Origin of the sequence: Myxococcus vastator (genome assembly GCF_010894475.1) — a bacterium.
In the GTDB taxonomy this organism is placed as follows: Bacteria; Myxococcota; Myxococcia; order Myxococcales; family Myxococcaceae; genus Myxococcus; species Myxococcus vastator.
The window spans coordinates 1-19,589 of record NZ_JAAIYB010000116.1 but is presented as its reverse complement, the minus strand read 5'-3'; the positions used below and the strand labels follow the sequence as shown (position 1 = coordinate 19,589).

Below are 19,589 nucleotides of genomic sequence, written 5' to 3'. Positions count from 1 at the left end.
GACATGGAGACAGCACTCCCGGTGGGGGCGGGCGGGGGCCCGGCCTCCATTATCGCGCGGGAATTCCCGGGGTTGCTTCGCACCCGCGGCGTGACTTCAGGTGACAGGGAGTCCGAGCGCCTTGATGCGTCGGTAGAGGTTGCCCCGGTCGACCTGCAGCAGCCGCGCGGCCCCGGCGATGCTTTCGCCTTCCTGGAGCGCCGCGCGGATGAGCTCGCGCTCGAAGTCCTCCACGTGCTCGCGGTAGCTCTTCTGTCCCAGGGAGGGGCGGCTGGCCGCGGCGGCGGCTTGCGGCGGCGCGGCGACGAGCTCCGGACCGAGTGTGAGCGGACCCTCGCCCCGGAGCAGGTTGAGGCGCTCGATGAGGTTGCGCAGCTCGCGCACGTTGCCCGGCCACGCATAGGCGCGCAGCGAGGTCTCCGCGCCGGGCGCGAGCACAAGTGGCACCTGCGGCCCGGCGAACTCCGCCGCGAAGGCGCGCGCCAGGGGGAGCAGGTCCTCCGGCCGCTCGCGCAGGGGGGGCACCTGGAGCGGCATCACGTTGAGGCGGAAGTAGAGGTCCTGCCGGAAGCGGCCCTCCTTCACCGCGCGGGCGAGGTCCTGGTGCGTGGCCGCGACGACGCGCGCGTCCACCGGCACGGGCAGGCTGCCGCCCAGCCGCTCCACTTCCTTCGTCTCCAGGACGCGCAGCAGCTTGGCCTGGAGCTCCAGGGGCATGTCGCCCAGCTCGTCGAGGAACAGCGTGCCGCCGTGCGCCTGTTCGATGCGGCCCGCGCGCCGCGACAGCGCGCCGGTGAAGGCGCCCTTCTCGTGGCCGAACAGCTCGCTCTCCAGCAGGGTGGAGGGAATGGCCGCGCAGTTGACGGCGACGAGCCGGCCCTTGCGTCCCGACGCGAGGTGCAGCGCCCGCGCGACGCGCTCCTTGCCGGTGCCCGTCTCGCCGGTGATGAGGATGGCGGTGTCGCTGGGGCCCACGCGCGCGATGAGCTGGCGCAGGGACGCCATGCCGGGGCTGTCCCCCACCAGGTGGCCGGGGCGGGCCAGCGCGTCCAGCAGGCGCTCGCGCTCTTCCTGGAGCGAGCCCAGCGCCAGCGCGTTGCGCACGGCGGTGAGCAGCCGCTCGGGGGAGGGCGGCTTCTCCACGAAGTCCGTCGCGCCCAGCCGCAGCGCCTGCACGGCCTCGGCGGGAGACGCCTCGCCGGACAGCACCACCACGGGCGCGGGGAAGGGCCGAGGCAGCCGCGCGAGCAGCTCCAGGCCCGTCTCGCCCGGCATGCGCAGGTCGAGCAGCATCATCGCCGGGGGGCCTTCGGGCGCGTCGAGCAACCGGGAGGCTTCCGCGGCGGAGCAGGCCTCCACGGGCGTGAAGCCCTCGTCGCTCAGCAGCCCGCGCAGGGCCCTGAGGACGCCAGGGTCGTCATCGACGATGAGGATGCGAGGGCCGGGCTTCATGGGGACGGAGGCGGGGTGAGGGGCAGCTCCACGCGCGCGAGCGTACCGCCTCCAGGCGCGGGCTCCAGGCGCAGGCTGCCGCCGTGCTCGTGGACGATTTTCTGGGAGATGGGCAGGCCCAGGCCGCTGCCCCCGGGCTTGGTGCTGAAGAGGCCGCGCGTGAGGGCGGGGCCTTCGAGGACGGTGGGGACGCCGCTGCCCCCATCCGCCACGGTGACGCGCACGGTGCCCGGCCGAGGCGACTCCAGCGTGACGTGGACCGGCGCGGTGTGGGCGGAGGAGGCCTCGGTGGCGTTCTTCACCAGGTTGCCGAAGAGGCGGCGCAGGCCGTCCGGGTCCGCGCGCAGCGTGGCCTCGGGACCCGGCAGCAGCGCCACGGGCACGGGGGACGTGCCCGCGTACAGGGTGCACACCTCGGCCAGCAGCGGGCGCAGGGGCACGTCCTGGAAGCGCGGCGCGGGCAGGCGCGCGAAGGTGGAGAAGCTCTGGGTCATCCGCATCAGCAGGTCCACCTCCTCCTGGAGGAGGGCCACGGCCTCGGTGATGCGGGTGGTGTCGTGGGGCGTGGACGCATCCGTCCGGTTCAGACGCGCGAGCGACAACTTCATTGCGGTGAGGGGGTTCTTCAGCTCGTGGGCGAGCGCGCGGGCCACGTCCTGCCAGGCGGCAATCTGCTCCGCGGACTTGAGGCGCTCGCGCTGCGACAGCAGCTCCTGGCCCATGCGGTTGAACTGGCCCAGGAGGAACTGCAGCTCGTCACGCGGAGGCTCGGGGGCGGCGAGCCGCACGGAGAGGTCGCCGCGCGCATAGGCCCACATGCCCTCCGTGAGCGTGCGCACCGGACGCGTGAGGGCCCGCCCGAGCAGCACCGAGGCCACCGTCAGCGCCGCGCCCGACACGAGCACCAGCGCGGTGATGAAGGCGGGCACGCGGCGCACCAGGGCGCGTCGCGCCAGCTCCGCCTGCGCGAGGTTGAGCCGCGCTTCGTTGAGCGAGTCCTGCGGCAGCTCCCGCCGCGTCAGCTCCGAGGCGACCTCCTCCAGCACGCCCTCCACCGGGGCGATGGACACCGACAGCACCCGCTCCAGCGCGGCCTGCGCCAGCACGCCGAGCAGCACCAGCGGCACCCAGCCCGCGAGCAGCATCACCGCCAGCAGCCGTCGCCGGAAGCGCGGCGGTGGCAGCGGAAGGTCCGCGGCATGTCCAAGGCCCACCCTGTCACCGTGCGTACGGGCCTCTGTGGGCGCTGCGGCGTGCATGGGACGGTTCATACCGCATCCGGAAGCGGGCCCGCTGCCGAGTCCCTGGCGCGGAGACTCTGGTAGGCTGCACGGCTCCGATGCCTCGTCTCCTCGCGCCCTCCCAGGGCTGGCTGTTCAGTCCGGGAGTGGACCTGTCCGTCTTCGCTGGCAGCGCGCTCGTCTCCGTGGCTTTCGTGCTCGCGGCGCCCTGGCTCGGCGTGGCGGGCGGCACGCCGCTGTGGGCCTGGCTGCTCTTCGTCGTCTGCGTGGACGTGGCTCATGTCTGGTCCACGCTGTTTCGCACCTACCTGGACCCGGACGAGCTGCGGGCCCGTCCCGGGCTCTACCTGGGCGCGCCGCTGGCCGCCTACGTGGCGGGCGTGCTCGCGTACCTGGTGTCGCCGGGCGCGTTCTGGACGCTGTTCGCCTATGTCGCGCTCAGCCACTTCGTGCGGCAGCAGTACGGCTGGGTGGCGCTGTACGGACGCAAGGCGCGCGTCTCCCCGCTGGAGCGGCGCCTGGATGCCGCCGCCGTCTATGCCGCCACGCTGGGCCCTGTCGTCTGGTGGCATGCGAACCTGCCGCGCGACTTCTGGTGGTTCGTGCCGGGGGACTTCCTGTCCGGCCTGCCGTCCTGGGCGGGCACCGTGGGGCTGGGGCTCCACGCGGGGGTGCTCGTCGCGTGGGCCGGCTTCCAGGTCGCGCGCGTGGTGCGCGGCGAGGGCGTGCAGGCGGGCAAGGTGCTGCTGGTGGTGGCGACGTGGGTGGCGTGGTTCGGCGGCATCGTCATCGCGCGGGACGACTTCACCTTCACCGTGATGAACGTGGTGCTGCACGGCGTGCCGTACTTCGCGCTGCTCTTCCGCTATGCGCGGGGACGCCTGGAGGAAGGTGGCTACGGCGCGGGGGCGGCGCTGCTGCGCGCGGGGCTGCCGGGCTTCCTGCTGTTCCTGGTGGCGTTGGCCCTGGTGGAGGAGTTCCTGTGGGACCAGGCCGTGTGGCGTGAGCACGGCGCGCTCTTCGGCGAGAGCCCCGTGACGCTGCCGCCGGACGTGCTGTCGCTCGTGGTGCCGCTGCTCGCGCTGCCGCAGGCCACGCACTATGTGCTGGATGCCTTCGTGTGGAAGCCGGGCCGGCAGCCCGCGTTGCTGTCCCGCCTGGGCTGGGCACCGATGGCCACCCGACACGAGGGTCCACCATCTGGCATGAAGCCCGATTCGACCATGGTCATTCCGGTCCAGAGTGACTAATGCAGGAGGGGCCTATGTCCCGACTCCTACTCGTCTCGAACCGGCTTCCTGTCACCGTCAAGGTGGAGAAGGACACTGTCTCCGTGGTCCGCAGCGCGGGGGGCCTGGCCACTGGCCTTCGCCGTCCCCACGAACGCTCGGGAGGGCTGTGGATTGGCTGGCCCGGGGATGTCTCCCGCCTGACGGAAAACCAGCGCGCCCGCGTGGACGCCCAACTCGCGGAGCAGCGCTGCGTGCCGCTGACGCTGTCCGCCAGCGAGGTGAGCCGCTACTACGAAGGCTACTCCAACCGCGTCCTGTGGCCGCTGTGCCACTACATGCTGGAGCGCATCCCGCGCCAGGACCGCGATTGGGAGGTGTACCGCAAGGTCAACGAGCGCTTCGCGGACCTGGTGGCGAAGCACTACGAGCCCGGGGACACCATCTGGGTCCATGATTACCAGCTCATGCTGGTGCCCGGGATGCTGCGCCAGCGGCTGCCCGGCGCGCGCATCGGCTACTTCCACCACATCCCCTTCCCGTCGTCGGAAATCTTCAGCACGCTGCCGCGCCGGCGCGAGCTGCTGAAGGGGCTGCTGGGCGCGGACCTCATCGGCTTCCACACGGTGAACTACGTGCGGCACTTCTCCGGAGCGCTGCTGCGGCACCTCGGGCTGGACACGGACATCGACCGCGTCATCTGGGAGGGGCGCGAAGTGCGCGTGGGGGCCTTCCCCATGGGCATCGACGCGCAGGCCTTCGAGTCCATCGCGAGCGAGCCCGGCATGCTGGAGGAGGTGGTGAACCTGCGCCGGTCCTCCGAAGGCCAGCGCATCCTGCTGGGCATTGACCGGCTGGACTACACCAAGGGCATTCCGCGGCGCCTCCTGGCGGTGCAGCGCGTGCTGGAGCGCACGCCCGCGTGGCGTGGCCGCCTGCGCTTCATCCAGGTCGCGGTGCCCAGCCGGACCCAGGTGGAGGCGTACGCCAACTACCGCGAGCTGGTGAACGAGCTGGTGGGGCGCATCAACGGGCTGTACGGCACGGTGCACAACGTGCCGGTGCACTACCTCTACCGCTCGTTCAACGAGCGGCAGCTCGTGGGCCTGTACCGGGGCGCGGACGTGATGCTCGTCACGCCGGTGCGGGACGGGATGAACCTGGTGGCGAAGGAGTTCTGCGCGGCGCGTCCGGACGACGACGGCGTGCTGGTGCTCAGCGAGTTCGCGGGCGCCGCGGCGGAGCTGGGGGGCGCGCTCATCGTCAACCCCTACGACGTGGACGCCATGGCGGACGCCATCGAGAAGGCGCTGGGGATGGCGGAGGAGGAGCGCCGCACGCGCATGCACACGCTGCGAAAGCAGGTGAAGTCGCGGGACGTGCACTGGTGGACGTCGTCCTTCCTGGACCGGCTCCAGTCGCTGCCCGCGGTGGCCGTGCGCGCGGAGGCGGGCGCGCCCGAGGCGCTGGCGCGGATGAAGCAGGCGGAGCGGCTGCAGCTGCTCCTGGACTACGACGGGACGCTGGTGGGCTACGCGCCCCGGCCGGAGCTGGCCGCGCCGGACGCGGCGCTGAAGGCGCTGCTGGCGAAGCTGGTGGCCCAGCCCGGAGTCTCGGTGAGCATCGTCAGCGGCCGGCCCAAGGAGACGCTGGAGGAGTGGCTGGGCGACCTGTCCATGGGCCTGTATGCCGAGCACGGCCTGTGGTCCCGCCCGGCGCCAGGTGAGACGTGGCGGATGCTGGAGGGCGTGACGTTCGACTGGAAGGAGCGTGTGCGGCCCGAACTGGAGACCTTCTCCGCGCGCGTGCCGGGCTCCTTCGTGGAGGAGAAGACGGCGTCGCTGGCGTGGCACTACCGCCTGGTGGACGCGGAGTTCGGCGCCATCCAGTCCCGCGAGCTGCGGCTGTACCTGGCGGAGAAGTTCGCCGGGCAGTCCATGGACATCCTCCCCGGGGACAAGGTGGTGGAGATTCGTCCCCAGGGCGTGCACAAGGGCCGCGTGGTGGGCGAGGCCACGAAGGGCGCGGCGCCCGGCGCCCTCGTGGTGGCCATTGGCGATGACCGCACGGACGAGGACCTCTTCGCGTCCATCCCGCCCGGCGGGCTCACCATCCACGCGGGCAACAAGCCCACGCGCGCGGCGTTCCGGGTGAAGGGCCCCCCCGAGGTCCGCGGGCTGCTGGCGGGGCTGCTGGAGCCGTAGCCGCTCCAGGAGCCCGCCGCCAGGGTTCGCTACGGCGTCGAGGACGCGGTGCGGTTGGCCGCGTTCTGGATGAACACCCGGCGGCCGAAGGCGCGGTCCACGCGGCCGAGGAACTCACGGAACGCGGGGTAGTCGTCCGCGGACACGCGCGCGGTGGTGAGGGCCACCTCGCCCTCGGCCACCAGCTTGCCGCCCTCCAGGCGGTAGCTCAGCTTGAGGTGGCCGAACTTCGTCGTCTCCTCCACCGCCTGGGGCAGCTCCGCCACCGTCCAGCCGGCGGGCAGCGTGTAGCGCAGGAGGAAGCCGTTGGTCCACGGGCTGGACATCACCAAATCAAAGCGGCGCTGGGCCAGCGACGCATAGGCCTGCTGGTAGGTGCGCCCGGTGCCGAAGGGCAAGAAGCGCATGCCGCCAGGCAGCACCTCCGAGTAGCGCGGGATGCTCATCTTGAAGTCCAGCGCCACGTTGTCGTCCAGCCGCGTGGTGTCGCTCAGCTTCACCTCGTGCACCGTGAGGCCGGGGAAGCTCTGCGCCCAGGCGCGCTCGAAGGTGGACTTGCGCGTGGCCTCCGGCCGGTAGGCGCGGCGGTAGTCGGGCGCGTGCTGCCCGCCCACGGAGCTGGCGCCGGTGATTTCGGCGCCGCCGTCCGCGCGGAGCGTCACGTCCAGCGACATGCGCGTGGCGTTGTCCGCCGCCTTCGCCTCCGGCGTGGTGAGGAAGGTGCTCTTGCCGTTGGGCTCCACCACCAGCACGTTGGCCACCCGGTCCGCGCTGGGCAGCTCGTTGGCGCCGTGGAACTCCGCGGTGCCGTCCAGGTACAGGTCGAACTTGGGCACGTAGGCGATGGCGTGGTTGAAGGCCGCCAGGCTCGCGGGCTCCTCGCCAATGGCGCCCAGGTTGCGCATGCGCAGCAGCACCAGCCGGCTCTCCACGCCCGCCACCTGCAGCATGGAGTGGATGAGGCTCGCCTTGTCCTTGCAGTCGCCGAAGCGGCGCGCCAGCACCCGGTCCACGCGGTAGGGCTTGAAGCCGTGGATGCCGAACTCCAGCGCCACGTAGCGCGTGTTCGTCACCACGAAGTTGTAGATGGCGCGCACCACCGCCAGCTCATTCTTGCGGTCCACGCCCTGGAGCACCTGCTCCACCGTCTGGCGCAGCTCCGCGTTGGGCTGGAGCTGGTCTCTCACCAGGCCCCACCAGTAGCGGCCCACCTGGTCCCACGTCTGGTAGGTGGAGACGTGGAGGTTCTGCGCCACCTCCGCCCAGCCGGGCATGCCGGGCTCCGGCACCACCTTGGCGACGTGCTTGGAGCTCCAGCGGTACAGCACGCGGCCGGCGTCCAGCGGCTCCTGCGCGCTCGCCACGCCGGTCAGCTTGCTCTTGTTCCAGTACAGGGGCCGCTCCTTCGGCATGTCCACCAGGTACTGGAAGCGCACCTTCGGGTAGACGCCCTGCACGCTCTCCACGTCACCCCAGTAGTCCGACAGGAGGTTGTCCTGCGCGGTGTCGTCCAGGCGGTACGTCAGCTCCAGCGTGTCGCCCGCCGCCAGCGACGGGAAGGAGAGAATCTTGGCGCGGGCGTCGTAGTACATGCCCGTCCACGGCTCGTTGATGTTGCGCTCGTTCTCACCGTAGCTCTCCACCACGGAGCCATCCGCCTTGATGACGCGGGCGCGCAGCACGCGCACCTCCTGGCGGTCCGGCGAATAGGTGACGGGGACGGTGCGGAACGCGTCCACGCCGCGCGCGTTGAAGACCTTGACCACCGTCTGGCGCAGGCGGCTGGACAGGCCGCTCTGCTGGACGCGCACGTAGGTGTTGTCCACCAGGTAGAGGGCGTCCTCGTGGACGTAGGCCTCCGCCTCCTTGGCCAGCGGCTGGGCGTCCACCAGGTACTGCATGCCGGTGCCGGTGCTCTCCCCCTTGAGGGTGCGCAGGGCCTCCTTCAGGCCCGGGTTCTGCGGGCGCAGCACCAGGGAGCGCTCGAACGAGGCCAGCGCGGGCTCGCGGCGGCCCGCGGCCAGCAGGGCGCGGCCCTCCCGCTCGTAGACCTCCGGCTCGTCCGGGGACAGCGCGCGGGCCTCGGCGAAGAGGGCGACGGCCTCCTCCACCGCGCCGTTGCTGGCCTTCAGCTCCGCCAGCCGCACGCGCGAGCCATTGTCGAACGGGTTGAGCTTCACCAGCTGCGCGTACTCGCGCTGGGCGGACTCCACCTGTCCGGCCTCCGCCAGCATCGTGGCGAGCATGTGGCGCATGGTGGTGTCGTCGAAGCGCAGCGCCAGCACCACGCGCATCCGGTCCATGGCCTCGCGGCCGCGGTCGAGCTGCCGGGACACCTGCGCCGCGGCGCGCACCGCGCGAGGCACGCGGGGCTGCAGGCGGAACGTCTCCTCCCTCAGGGCGTGGGCCTTGGGGCGCTCGCCCAGGGCCTCATGCGCGCGCGCCAGCACCAGCCGCGCGTTGACGTCATCCGGCGTCCTCTCCAGCACGGGCGCCACCAGCGGCTGCACGCGCTCGGGGTGGCCGCGGTCCAGCTCGTGGTCGGCCAGGGCCACGCGCGCCTCCGGCATGGCGGGGTCGGCGGCGATGGCGGCTTCCAGGAAGCGGCGGCGCTCGTTCAGGTCATCCCGCTGCGTCTGGGCGGCGAGCAGCTGGAGGCCGGCGTCCTTGGGGGCCTCCTCGGCGGCGCGCGCGGCCTCGGCGCTGGCGGTGTGCTCGCGCTCGTCGTAGGCGCGGAAGAAGCTCAGCACCCGGGCGTAGTCGCCGCGCAGCGCGGCGTCATCCGGGTTCTTCTCCACCAGGGCCCGCAGGGCGGAGGTGAGGGTGGGCAGCGGCTGGGGCTGCGGCGCGGCGCCGCGCTCCAGGGCGGGCGCCTTCGCCGGCAGCGTGGCGCGCACGGTGGACGACTCCTGGCGCAGGTAGAAGCCCAGCGGGCCGGACTCCTGGCACACCTTCACGAGCACGCGGTTGAGGCCCTTGCGCAGCTTCACGGACACGCGGGACTGGTCCGGGCGCGGCAGGTTGTAGCGGTCCTCCTTCGCGGCGAGCTGCCCGTTCACCCACAGGCGGAACGCGCCGGACGTGCCCACGCCCAGCGACACGCGCGACTCCTGGGGCGCCTCCAGCCAGGTGACGGCGTAGGCCACGGCCTCGCGGTTGGGGCGGATGGCGGTGGCCAGGTCGATGTAGCCATCCGCGGTGTTCGCCGTCAGCTTGCGCCAGGTGGTGTTGCCGCCCTTGGCCGCGGGGTAGGTGGCGGACAGGTCCAGGTTGGCGGCCTCTGGGCCGAAGTCGGTGTCACAGCCGGCCTTGCCTTCGTTCTCGAAGCCGCCGGTGACGTAGTAGTCGCCCACGTAGCCCAGCCACTGCTTCACCTCGTTGGCGCGCACCAGCCGGCCCCGGGCGCGCTCGGTGTCCAGCAGGAGCATCTGCGCGGTGGCGCGGGTGTTCGCGTCGGAGTTGCGGCGGGAGGCCACGTAGGCGTAGGTGCTCAGCAGGGGTGTGAGGTCCTCCACCTCGTCCACCAGCGCGTGCATCTTCAGCAGGCTGGCGGCGCCTCGGGGGGAGGAGGCCTGCTTCATCGCCTCGGCCGCATGGACGCGAGCGGTCTCATCCGCGGCCGGCTTCGCCTGCGCCCACAGCGGGCAGGTGAGCACGAAAACTGCGGCCAGCAATGTGAAGCGGGACATCCGTTCTCCTGGGTGGGCGGCTACGGTGAGGGGCGCCAGCCCCGGGCAGGGGCGTCGACGCGGATGAACAGGCGAACCCTGCGAGGGCTTCCCCTGCATCGCCATCCTACGATGGGGGATGGGGTGGGGACAGGTGCGCCTTACGTCGAAGCCGGGAGGATGACGCCGAAGTGTTCGACGAGCGCGCGCCGCAGGGCGTCTTCGTCGGCGAGCGGCTGCTCCGTCCGGGCCCCGTTCCGGGTCAGGACGAGCGTGCCCTCCTTGGCGGTGACTCGCCCCTCCGGCGTTGCCCGGGTGCACAGGCGCCGCTGGGTGAAGATGGAGTCCGGGGAGGTCTGGTGGTAGCGGCACATGCCCTCGAAGTCCGCGAGCTGGCGGGGCACGAGGGAGAGGCGGTACTCCGCCTCCCAGCCGGAGGGCTTCTCACTCCAGAGGATGAGGTCGTCATCCGCCGGGGAGAGCCGGTAGGCGCGGCCGGCGCGCACCTGGACGTCGTGGGTGTCCAGGCGCAGTGGCTCGGTGAAGCACTCACCGAAGCCGACATCCGCCAACCAGCGTCCCTGGCCGTCATCCACCTGGAGGGCCAGGTGGTCGAAGTCGGGGCCGTAGGCGCTGCCGTCCGGTGACGTGGCGACGCCCGCGGACAGCAGCGTCACCCGGTGGCCCAGCGCCGTCAGCAGCCGGGCGAAGAGGCCGTTGAGCTCGTAGCAGAAGCCGCCGCGCCGCTGGACGACGACCTTCTCGAAGAAGGCGTCCGTGTCGAGCCGGATGGGCCGCTTCAGGTGGATGTCCAGGTTCTCGAAGGGCACGGCCTCCAGGTGGGCCCGGTGCAGCCCCGCGAGGGACTGCGCCGACCCCACGCCGATTCGCTCCAGGTAGCGCGCGACGTCGAACATGCGTGCATGTCTAACGCACTCCGGGCCGGCGAGGCGATGCGCCATGGGGACACCTCGCCCGCCGTTGAAGCCCTCAGCGCGCGCCCGACAGCGTGGGGGGCTTCTTCAGGAAGTCCCTGACGCTCTGCTCGTTCAGCGTGCTGGAGGCGGCGCAGAGGCGGATGGACTCCAGGGCCTCGGTGAGCGCGTGGGGCGCGTTCTCCAGCTTCGCCGCGCGGGGCGTGAGGAAGGTCTCCGCTTCAGCGGCGCTCTGCTCGTCGCACAGCGTGCCCACCAGTCCAATGAGGCCGGCGACTTCGTCCGAGCGCATCCGGCTGGCGAGCGCGTCGAAGTGCTCCTGGTAGAACGTCCAGGCGAGCGCCCGCGTCCGCGGCGTCGTGATGGCCCCCGCGAGGATGGGCCGGGTGTCGCGCACGTCGAACTCGCTGCCGGCCACCAGCGCGAGCGCCTCGCGCGCGAGCGCAGGGTCCCGGAAGGCGCCCAGGGTGGTGAAGAAACGGCTGCGCTCGGTCCGGTCCTCGGTGGCGCGGGCGCGAGCGAGCAGCGTGTCGAAGAGGGCCTTGTCGCCGCTCCGAGCCGCGACCCTCAGCGCGAGGGGAACGGCCTCCGGATGGACGGACTTCCGGTCCGCCAGCCACGCCTTCACCAGCCGGTTCGCTTCCCGGACCAGGGCCGGGTCCTCGCCGCCCAGCGCCGCCAGTGCCAGGAGGTGGGGGCGCAGCGACTTCACCGCGTCGTCGTCACTGGGCTTGGGCTCCCAGCCCAGCGAACGGGCCTGCGGGCCGTACATCGCGGCGACCCACTTTCGATAGCGCGCGCGCTCATCGTCGGACAGCCGCTCCTCGTGCACGAAGTTCAGGAGCCAGGCGCCGCGCTGCCGGATGAGGCGGTGTTCAGCCTTGGCCGTGGTGGGGACGTAGCTCAGGACATCACCCAGGGGCAGGTCACCCCGGCGCACCCCGGCCTCCATGTCGGACAGCAGGGTCAGGCGCTCGCGCACCGTCAGCGCCTCCTCGGGCGCGGCCAGCACGCGGGTGAGCTGCTCGGGCGTGTAGCCGGAGCGGTAGTAGCCGGTGCCACCCGCGTTGAGCAGCACCCAGGACGGGCAGCTCTCGCCGGGCAGCGCCAGCTCGCTCGTGGTCCCGGTGAGCAGCGTGCAGGTGCGCTCGGACGTCTTGCCGGAGCCAGCGCGCACGCACACCGGGATGGTCCACGTCTGGTCCTTGCTGGCGGTGGAGCCCGCGGGGACGTAGCGCTCCTGGGTGAACTTCAGCTTCGCGGGCGCGCCCGGCTGGCATTGCAGCTCGGCGGCGATGCGCGGCGCGCCCGGCTGGTCGATGAAGCTGCGGAAGGCGCGCGCGACGTCCGGCCCCGCCGCATCCGACAGCGTGGCGGCGAAGTCCTCCGACGTGGTCACGCCCCATGCGTGCTTCTGGATGTGGCCGCGCAGCAGGTCGCGCATGCGCTCCTCACCGAGCCACGCCTCGAACATGTCGATGATGGCCGAGCCCTTGGCGTACGTGGTGCCGTTGTCGAACGCGCCCAGCACCTCGTCATGCGTGTTGGCGGGCTTGCGCACCGGCAGCGTGGCGGCGAGCGTGTCCGTCTCCAACGCGAAGCTGGTGGACTGGGTGCTCTGCTCCAGGCCGAAGCCCCAGCTCGGGTCGAACGGGTCCACCGTCTTGCGGTCCAGCCACGAGGTGAGCGACTCGTTGAGCCAGATGTCGTCCCACCACTGGCAGGTGACGATGTTGCCGAACCAGTAGTGCCCCAGTTCGTGGTTGGCGATGTTCACGTACCACTTGCGGCGCGCGAGCGTCTCCTCGCCGGGGCGGATGAGCGTCAGGGGCTGCCCGAGCGCCACGAGGCCCGGGTGCTCCATGGTGCCCCAGTAGCGCGGCACCACCGCGACATCGAGCTTCTCGTACGGGTACGGCATGTCGAAGAAGTCTTCAATCAGCGTGACGATGCGCGGCGTGACGCTGGCCGCGTAGGCCGTCTCCGCCCCACGGCCGCGAGGCACGATGAAGCGCAGCGGCGCGGCGTTGCGGCCCGCGGTGCCCGCGTCCACGATATCGAAGGGGCCCACCACGAACGCGACGAGGTAGCTGGGCATTGGCTTGCTCTCGGCGAACGTGACGCGCGCGAGGCCGCCCGGCAGCGGCTCGCGGGAGACGATGGGGTGGTTGGCGAGCGCGACGTGGTCCTTCTTGGCGGTGATGCGCAGCGTCCACGGCACCTTGAAGCCTGGCTCGTCGAAGCAGGGGAAGGCGCGGCGCGCGTCGACGGGCTCGAAGAAGGTGTAGAGGTAGGGCTCGCCGCCTTCTTCCACGGCGTAGAGGCCCTGGCTGCGCTCGCGGTCGACCTTGCCGGTGAAGGTGAGGTGGATGCGCGCCTTGCCTGGCGCGAGCGCTTCGGGGAGCAGCAGCCCGAGCCGCCCTTCGCTGGCGGTGACAGGGCGGGCCTCCAGGGTGCGGCCTCCCGCTTCGACGCGGGCCTGCGAGACTTCCAGGTCCTGCCCGTGCAGCCAGACCTGGCGCACCGGCTCGCTCACGTCCACGTCGATGCTGACGCTGCCGGAGAAGGTGGGCTCGGCGGGCAGCAGCTTCAGGTCGAGCGCATAGCGCGTGGGGCGGACCGAGTCGGGCAGCCGCAGCGCGGGAGGCTGAGGTTCGGGCCATTCAGGGGTTGTGGCCACGGGAGCGGCGGGGGGCGTCTCGGGCGCGTGGGCGCAGCGGAGGACGGCGACCGCGAGGACGAGTGGAAGGAGCGAGCGCATGGGTTGACGCTAACGCCAGTCCGACCCGGGGCCAGAGTCCTTCTGTGTGGCCATTCGCTGATGAACGCGGCTCTTTCCGGAGAGGCGGAGAGTGGGGCCATGTGCGTCGAGCGTCCGCGTCATGGGATGCCGTGTTCCGGAACGTGAACGGAGCCGTGGGGTGATGCAGGCCGCGCACGTCGGAGGCGTTCGTTGGTTCGCCACTTGCTGACGCCAGGCCATGGGGACGGATTGACCGGGAAGGAGTGCCGCCACACGATGAAGACATCATGGGACGGCCTACTGACGATGGAGGGGCTGCCTTCCCCCGGGCGCCCTCGCAGGATGCGTGGGACAGGATGAATCCGGAGGAGCGGGCGCGGGTGGTGGAGTCGCTGCCAGCGCAGGTGACGTATGCGGAGATGGCGCCGCCTGAAGGGGACCGGCACCAGTGGGCGAAGTTTCGAGCGTTGGATGTGCTCCGGGGCTATTTCGGCCACCAGCGGCGCAATGCCTACGTCGGCTCGGAGTTACCGGTGTACTACCCGGACGAGCGGCGCTTCGCGCCAGACCTGCTGGTTGTCTTCGAGGCGGGCGCCCACCCGCGGGAGAAGTGGCTCGTCACCCATGAGGGGCGCGGGCTGGACTGGGTGATGGAGGTCCACGTCGGGGGCGACCGGAAGAAGGACGCCGAGTTCAACGTGCGGCGCTATGCCCGGCTCGGCATCCCCGAGTACTTCATCTACGACCGGTCCCGGGAGCGGCTGGAGGCCTACACGCTGGCCTCACCCGGCGCGGGCGTCTACACGCGGATGGAGCCCAAGCAGGGACGCTTTGTTTCGCAGGTGCTGGGCCTGGAGTTGGAGTTGGTGGGAGACCGGCTCCGGTTCTGGGCTGGCAACGCGCTCTTGATGGAGTCCGACGAGCTCATCGTCCGGATGCGCGAGCGCATCACGTGGCTCGAACAGCGCGCGGAGGAGGAGGCCCACCTGCGAGAAGATGAACTCCGGCGCCGAGAAGACGCGGAGCGGCGCGTGGCGGAACTCCAAGCCGAGCTGGAGCGCGTCCGGGCCTCGCAGAAGTAGCCCTCGGGCGCCGTCCGCTCACTCCAGGCTGAAGGCCCGCGCCAGCGTCAGCATCTCCACCTGGACGGCGCCCGCTTCGAGCAGGGCCGAGGCCGCCGCCCGGGCGGTGGCGCCGGTGGTGAACACATCGTCCACCAGCAGCACGCGCTGCCCCGAGACACGGGATGACGCGGCGAACGCCCCCGCGACGTTGTTCGCCCGCTCCGCCTCGCTCAACCCCACCTGCCGCTGTGTCTCACGGTGCCGCGTCAGCAATCCCACCGGTGCCTTGCGCTCCGTGGCCTTCGCCAGTGCGCCCGCCAGCAACTGGGCCTGGTCGTACTTGCGTGCGTGATAGCGGCGCTTGTGCAGCGGCAGGGCCACCACCAGCTCGGGTGCGCGGCCGAGGAAGCTGTGCGCCTCGCCCGCCAGCAGCTCCCCCAGCGGGCCCGCGAGGTTGGGGTGGTCCTCGTACTTGAACCGGTGGATGGCGCGCGCCACGGGCCCTTCGTGCGCGAAGGGCGCCCAGGCGCGAGTGAAGGGCGGCGGGGCGGCACGGCATCGGGGACACGTGTCGCCGGGGAATGCGCCGGGCTCCGCGCAGGTGCGGCAGCACGCGGGCGGAAGCCGCTCCACCGCGGTGTCGCACGTCTCGCAGAAGAAGCCCTCGGGGCTCGGCAGCACCTTCGTGCACGCGAGGCACGAAGGGGGATAGAGCACGTCCAGCAGGGCCTTCAGCACGGGACGTGCCCCGCGCGCGTCACGGCAGCAGGCCCTGACGGTTCATCTCCTTGGACTGCGGCAGTCCCATCACCTTGCACAGGGTGGGCGCGATGTCCGCGAGGATGCCCGGGCGCAGCTTCTGCCCTCGGAAGTCCGGGTGGATGAGGTGGAAGGGTACCGGGTTGAGCGTGTGCGCAGTGTGGGGCTCGCCCGTCTCCAGGTCCACCATCTGCTCGCAGTTGCCGTGGTCGGCGGAGATGGCCAGCACCCAGCCGTTGCGCTCGCACGCCTTGCCCAGCGCGCCCAGGCATTCATCCACCGCCTTCACCGCCTTCATCGCCGCGTCCAGCCGGCCGCTGTGGCCCACCATGTCCGGGTTGGCGAAGTTCACCAGCGCGAAGTCGTACTTCCCGGAGTCGAGCCGCTTCACCAGCTCGGCCGTGACTTCGTAGGCGGACATCTCCGGCTTCAAGTCATACGTCTTCACGTCGCGAGGGCTGGGCACCAGGTGCCGGTCCTCGCCCGCGTAGACGACCTCTCGGCCGCCGTTGAAGAAGAAGGTGACGTGCGCGTACTTCTCCGTCTCCGCCGTGCGGAACTGGCGCAGGCCCTGACGCGCCAGCAGCTCCGGGAAGATGTCCTGCGGCTGGTCCGGCTCGAAGAGCGCCGGCAGCTTGAACGTCTCATCGTACTGGGTCATGCACACGTAGCGGCCCAGCCGCAGCCCGCCCCGGTCGAACTCCTTGAACTCCGGAAACGCCAGGGCCTGCGTCAGCTCCCGCGCCCGGTCCGCGCGGAAGTTGAAGAAGAGCACCGCGTCGCCGTCCTGGATGCGGCCCACCGGCGCGCCGTCACCACCGGCCAGCACCGTGGGCTTCACGAACTCGTCGGTGACCTTCTCCGCGTAGGACGCGCGGATGGCGCTCAACGCATCCGGCGCCTTGGGCCCGCGGCCGAGCACCAGCGCCTCGTAGGCCTGGTGCACCCGGTCCCAGCGCTTGTCGCGGTCCATGGCGTAGAAGCGCCCGCTCACGGTGGCGATGCGGCCGGTGTGCGTCTCATGGAGGAAGCGCTCCAGCTCCTCCACGTAGCCCAGCGCGCTCTGCGGCGGTGTGTCACGCCCGTCCAGGAAGGCGTGCACGTAGACATGGGCCACGTTGCGCTCCTTCGCGGCCTTGAGCAGCGCGAACAGATGGTCCATGGACGAGTGGACGCCGCCGGGCGACACCAGCCCCAGCAGGTGCAGGGCCTTGCCGTCCGCCTTCACGCCGTCCAGCGCCGCGCGGAGCACGGGGTTCTGCGCCAGTTCACCGGACTCCTCGGCGCGATTGATGCGCACCAGGTCCTGGTAGACGATTCGCCCCGCGCCGATGTTGGTGTGGCCCACCTCGGAGTTGCCCATCTGCCCCTCGGGCAGGCCCACGGCCAGCCCCGCCGTCTGCAACTCGGTGAAGGGGTAGGGGCTCGCCAGCTTGTCCAGGTGCGGCGTGCCGGCCAGGACGATGGCGTTGTTGTCACGCTCCTGGCGGATACCCCAACCATCCAGGATGCAGAGCAGGACCTTGTGCGCGGGCGTCATGCTCCGAACCCTAACCACGCAGGCGCCAGACGGGAGAGGACAAAAAGCGGGCGCGCCTTGCTGGAGCGCGGGCAGCGCGCCCAGTTGGGTCCACGAGGTGCCTCGCCCAGCGGGCCGGTTGCTCGCTTCCCAGGCGTCCGATGCCGGTGCCGATGCGGAAGCCTCACGCGGAGCATGCCGAGAACCCCGGCGAGCGCGCAACGCCTTGCGTCAGGTTCCGCTCCGCGCCGGGCTCCGTCCGTCAGCGGACCGCGTCACTCCGGCCGGGCGCGCGTCTTGTACGTGAGGACGGGGGCCAGCGTGGCCACCACGCGGACCAGTCCCGCCTCCACCAGGTCCGTCACCACGCGGTCGATGGGCTTGTACGCGGGCGGCGCCTCCTCGAAGAGGAGGTCCTTGTTCTCACACACCACGTGGCTCTTGAAGGCGGTGCGGGTGAGGGACTCCGCGGTGAAGCGCTCGCGCATGCGCTCCCGGGCGGAGGAGCGCGTCCACTTGCGGCCCGCGCCATGCGCCAGGCTGTGCGCGTTGGTGTGGCCCTCCCCGGTGGGAACCACCAGGTAGCTGAGCGCGCCCCGGCTGCCGGGAATCACCACCGGCCCTTCGTCGGACGGCGCCGCGCCCTTGCGGTGCAGCCACTGCGTCCGGCCCGTGTCACGCCGAGGGGTGACGCTGTTGTGGCACACGTCCAGGACCCGCTGTCCCAGGGCGCCAATGCCATCCAGCATGCGCCGCGCCACCAGTGCGCGATTGGCCCGGCCCCAGGCCACCGCGTGGTCGTGCCGGGTGAGGTAGAGCCGCGCCTCGGGCGAGTCCTCCACGAGCCCGCCCGCCGCGTGCCGGTCCACATGGGCCCGGAGAATCGCCTCGCCGAGGCCGCGCGAGCCGGAGTGCACCAGCAGCAGCAAGCGGTCCGCGGACAAGCCCAGGGCGGTGAAGGCCTTCGCGTCATGGACCGCGTCCACGCGTTGCAGCTCCGCGAAGTGGTTGCCGCCGCCCACCGTGCCCAGCGCGGCCTCGAAGCCCGAGGACTTCACGCCGTGCTCCTGGAGGAAGCCCTCCGCGTCGCCCGTCCACGGGCCTTCCAGGTCCAGCTTGCCGGCCCACCGCTCAGGCCTGGCTTTGCGTGCCAGCAGGTCCACGTTCCACAGGCCCATGCCACAGCCGATGTCACTGCCGACCAGATAGGGATAGAGGAAGCCTTCGGAGGTGAAGGCCGCGCCCACCGGAGCCCCCTTGCCGGGATGCAGGTCCGGGAGGCCCACCGCCAGCTTCATCCCTGGCAGGCGGGCCATGGCTTCGAGTTGCCGCACCGCCTCGCCTTCCACCCAGGACTGGGCGGAGGCAATGACACGCACGGGCGCCTGAGGCGCGGAAGTAGGGGGCGTTTCAGCGGAGGCGTCAGTGCGCATGCCCGGGTTGACGGCACCCGCGCGCCACGCCTGACGGTGGCGCCGGGGCGCGTGCCCGGCCGCCTACTTGTGGTACGGCTCTCCCTTGAGGATGGTGAACGCGCGGTAGAGCTGCTCGATGAGCACCACGCGCGCCAGCCGGTGAGGCAGCGTCATCTTCGACAGGGACAGCGTGAGGTTCGCCGCGTCCCGCACGCGCGTGTCGAGCCCTTCGTCCCCGCCAATGACAAACAGCAAATCCTTGGCGCCCGTCTGGGCCTTGCCGACGTAGCGGCTCAGCTCGACGGAGTCGAGCAGCGCGCCGCGCTCGTCCAGGGCCACCAGCCAGTCCTGCGGCTTGCGCTTGGAGAGAATCGCCTCGGCCTCGGCGGCCTTCGCGTCGCCGGGCTTGAGCCGCTTGCCGCTGGCCTCCGCCAGCTCCACCAGCTCGAAGCGGGTGTAGTGACCCAGGCGCCGGGCGTACTCCTGGACCGCGGGCTCATACAGGCCCGAGCGGTCCTTGCCGATGGAGAGGAGCCGGACCTTCACCTCAGGCCAGCTTCTCCCGCGCCGCGTCGGCCCAGAGGCCCTCCAGGTCGTAGTGCGCGCGCAGGTCCGTGAGGAACAGGTGCGCCACCACCTCGCCGTAGTCGAGCAGCACCCACTGGCCCGTCTCGAAGCCCTCGGTGCCGATGGGACGCAGGTTGCCTTCGCCCGTCTTGAGCTGCACCTGGACGTTCTCCGCCATGGCGCTCACCTGGCGGTCCGTCTCCGCGGAGGCGATGACGAAGTAGTCCGCGTAGGACGTCATCCCGCGCACGTCGAGGATGACGACGTCGTCCGCCTTCTTGTCCACCAGCAGGTTGCCGATGCGGTGCGCCAGCGCCTTGGCGGCGGGGTTCTCCGCGGGGCCCGCCTTCTGGGACGGGGCAACTGGGAGCTTCGCCTTCTTCTTCTTCGCGGGCGCCTTGGCGGGGGCCTTCGGCGCCGACTTCTTGGCTGCGGGGGCCTTCTTCTTCGCGGGCGTCCTGCCCGATACCGTCTTCTTCCGGGCCGCCGGGGCCCGGGTGGTGGTCTTTTTCGCGGTCGTCTTCTTCTTCGTGGCCATGTGCGGCGCACCCTACCGCACCCTTGGCAACACGGAAGCGGTCCTCTATCTGCTGGTGTCCATGAGCGACGCCCGGCTGGAACAGTTCAAGAAGATGGTGGCGGACTTCCCGGACTCCCCCATGAGCCATTTCTCCCTCGGGAAGCTGTACCTGGAGCGGCGGCAGTACCCGGAGGCCGCCCACGCCCTGGAGTCCGCCGTCCGGTTGGACCCCACCTATGCGGCCGCCATGGTGGCCCTGGGGGACGCCTGGGC

General features: G+C 71.4%; 14 protein-coding genes. 4 read left to right on the top strand and 10 right to left on the bottom strand.

The genetic code is table 11. The features are described from left to right. Positions 1-96: 96 nt before the first annotated feature. Both G4D87_RS14175 and G4D87_RS14170 read right to left on the bottom strand, forming a co-directional pair. Positions 97-1,452, bottom strand: a complete 1,356-nt coding sequence (locus G4D87_RS14175; protein ID WP_163782596.1) for a sigma-54-dependent transcriptional regulator — start codon at positions 1,450-1,452, stop codon at positions 97-99. Beyond that, entirely contained in the window at positions 1,449-2,711 is a 1,263-nt protein-coding gene (locus G4D87_RS14170) for a sensor histidine kinase (RefSeq protein ID WP_163782595.1), read from the bottom strand. The genes G4D87_RS14175 and G4D87_RS14170 overlap by 4 nt, the downstream gene beginning before the upstream one ends. Before the next feature lie 80 nt (positions 2,712-2,791). On the opposite strand from G4D87_RS14170, the gene G4D87_RS14165 reads away from it, so the two are divergent. Both G4D87_RS14165 and G4D87_RS14160 read left to right on the top strand, forming a co-directional pair. Next, a complete protein-coding gene (locus tag G4D87_RS14165; RefSeq protein ID WP_163782594.1) occupies positions 2,792-3,943 on the top strand; it encodes a hypothetical protein in 1,152 nt (383 codons plus the stop codon). Positions 3,944-3,957: 14 nt separating this feature from the next. Further along, positions 3,958-6,126, top strand: a complete 2,169-nt coding sequence (locus tag G4D87_RS14160) for a bifunctional alpha,alpha-trehalose-phosphate synthase (UDP-forming)/trehalose-phosphatase (protein ID WP_163782593.1) — start codon at positions 3,958-3,960, stop codon at positions 6,124-6,126. A gap of 29 nt (positions 6,127-6,155) precedes the next feature. Here the strand turns inward: G4D87_RS14160 and G4D87_RS14155 are convergent, their stop codons facing one another. From G4D87_RS14155 to G4D87_RS14145, 3 genes are all read right to left on the bottom strand, one after another. Then, complete coding sequence (locus G4D87_RS14155) at positions 6,156-9,815, bottom strand: DUF3857 domain-containing protein (RefSeq protein WP_163782592.1); 3,660 nt, start codon at positions 9,813-9,815, stop codon at positions 6,156-6,158. Positions 9,816-9,955: 140 nt separating this feature from the next. Next, on the bottom strand, positions 9,956-10,711 hold the full coding sequence (locus tag G4D87_RS14150) for an arylamine N-acetyltransferase family protein (protein WP_163782591.1): 756 nt from the start codon (positions 10,709-10,711) through the stop codon (positions 9,956-9,958). Positions 10,712-10,784: 73 nt separating this feature from the next. Further along, positions 10,785-13,490, bottom strand: coding sequence for a M1 family metallopeptidase (locus G4D87_RS14145; protein ID WP_163782590.1), 2,706 nt, complete (start codon positions 13,488-13,490; stop codon positions 10,785-10,787). Between the two features lie 269 nt (positions 13,491-13,759). Here G4D87_RS14145 and G4D87_RS14140 point away from each other — a divergent pair, with 269 nt between their 5' ends. Then, positions 13,760-14,554 carry a Uma2 family endonuclease gene (locus tag G4D87_RS14140; RefSeq protein ID WP_163782589.1) on the top strand — a complete coding sequence of 265 codons (795 nt, stop codon included), beginning with the start codon at positions 13,760-13,762 and terminating at the stop codon, positions 14,552-14,554. An 18-nt stretch (positions 14,555-14,572) separates the two neighbouring features. Here G4D87_RS14140 and G4D87_RS38885 read toward each other — a convergent pair whose 3' ends face one another. The 5 genes from G4D87_RS38885 to rsfS all read right to left on the bottom strand — a co-directional run bounded on the left by G4D87_RS38885 (position 14,573) and on the right by rsfS (position 19,334). Beyond that, entirely contained in the window at positions 14,573-15,274 is a 702-nt protein-coding gene (locus G4D87_RS38885; protein WP_176409597.1) for a double zinc ribbon domain-containing protein, read from the bottom strand. Positions 15,275-15,293: 19 nt separating this feature from the next. Next, positions 15,294-16,835: a 2,3-bisphosphoglycerate-independent phosphoglycerate mutase gene (gene gpmI, locus G4D87_RS14125; protein WP_163782588.1), complete on the bottom strand. Its 1,542-nt coding sequence runs from the start codon at positions 16,833-16,835 to the stop codon at positions 15,294-15,296. 254 nt (positions 16,836-17,089) lie between these two features. Continuing rightward, positions 17,090-18,247, bottom strand: a complete 1,158-nt coding sequence (locus G4D87_RS14120; RefSeq protein WP_163782587.1) for an RNA ligase RtcB family protein — start codon at positions 18,245-18,247, stop codon at positions 17,090-17,092. 63 nt (positions 18,248-18,310) lie between these two features. After that, positions 18,311-18,775, bottom strand: coding sequence for a 23S rRNA (pseudouridine(1915)-N(3))-methyltransferase RlmH (locus G4D87_RS14115; protein ID WP_163782586.1), 465 nt, complete (start codon positions 18,773-18,775; stop codon positions 18,311-18,313). A gap of 1 nt (position 18,776) precedes the next feature. Continuing rightward, complete coding sequence (gene rsfS / locus G4D87_RS38880; protein WP_205507577.1) at positions 18,777-19,334, bottom strand: ribosome silencing factor; 558 nt, start codon at positions 19,332-19,334, stop codon at positions 18,777-18,779. Here rsfS and G4D87_RS14105 point away from each other — a divergent pair. Then, positions 19,333-19,589, top strand: a 257-nt coding sequence (locus G4D87_RS14105; protein WP_205507576.1) for a tetratricopeptide repeat protein, incomplete at its 3' end; no start/stop codon positions are given. The two genes, rsfS and G4D87_RS14105, sit on opposite strands and share 2 nt — an antisense overlap.

Coding starts and splice junctions, on each gene's coding strand:
- G4D87_RS14175 (WP_163782596.1), bottom strand. CDS start 1,452: ATGAAGCCCGGCCCTCGCATCCTCATCGTCGATGACGACCCTGGCGTC.
- G4D87_RS14170 (WP_163782595.1), bottom strand. CDS start 2,711: ATGCACGCCGCAGCGCCCACAGAGGCCCGTACGCACGGTGACAGGGTG.
- G4D87_RS14165 (WP_163782594.1), top strand. CDS start 2,792: ATGCCTCGTCTCCTCGCGCCCTCCCAGGGCTGGCTGTTCAGTCCGGGA.
- G4D87_RS14160 (WP_163782593.1), top strand. CDS start 3,958: ATGTCCCGACTCCTACTCGTCTCGAACCGGCTTCCTGTCACCGTCAAG.
- G4D87_RS14155 (WP_163782592.1), bottom strand. CDS start 9,815: ATGTCCCGCTTCACATTGCTGGCCGCAGTTTTCGTGCTCACCTGCCCG.
- G4D87_RS14150 (WP_163782591.1), bottom strand. CDS start 10,711: ATGTTCGACGTCGCGCGCTACCTGGAGCGAATCGGCGTGGGGTCGGCG.
- G4D87_RS14145 (WP_163782590.1), bottom strand. CDS start 13,490: ATGCGCTCGCTCCTTCCACTCGTCCTCGCGGTCGCCGTCCTCCGCTGC.
- G4D87_RS14140 (WP_163782589.1), top strand. CDS start 13,760: ATGGGACGGCCTACTGACGATGGAGGGGCTGCCTTCCCCCGGGCGCCC.
- gpmI (WP_163782588.1), bottom strand. CDS start 16,835: ATGACGCCCGCGCACAAGGTCCTGCTCTGCATCCTGGATGGTTGGGGT.
- G4D87_RS14120 (WP_163782587.1), bottom strand. CDS start 18,247: ATGCGCACTGACGCCTCCGCTGAAACGCCCCCTACTTCCGCGCCTCAG.
- rsfS (WP_205507577.1), bottom strand. CDS start 19,334: ATGGCCACGAAGAAGAAGACGACCGCGAAAAAGACCACCACCCGGGCC.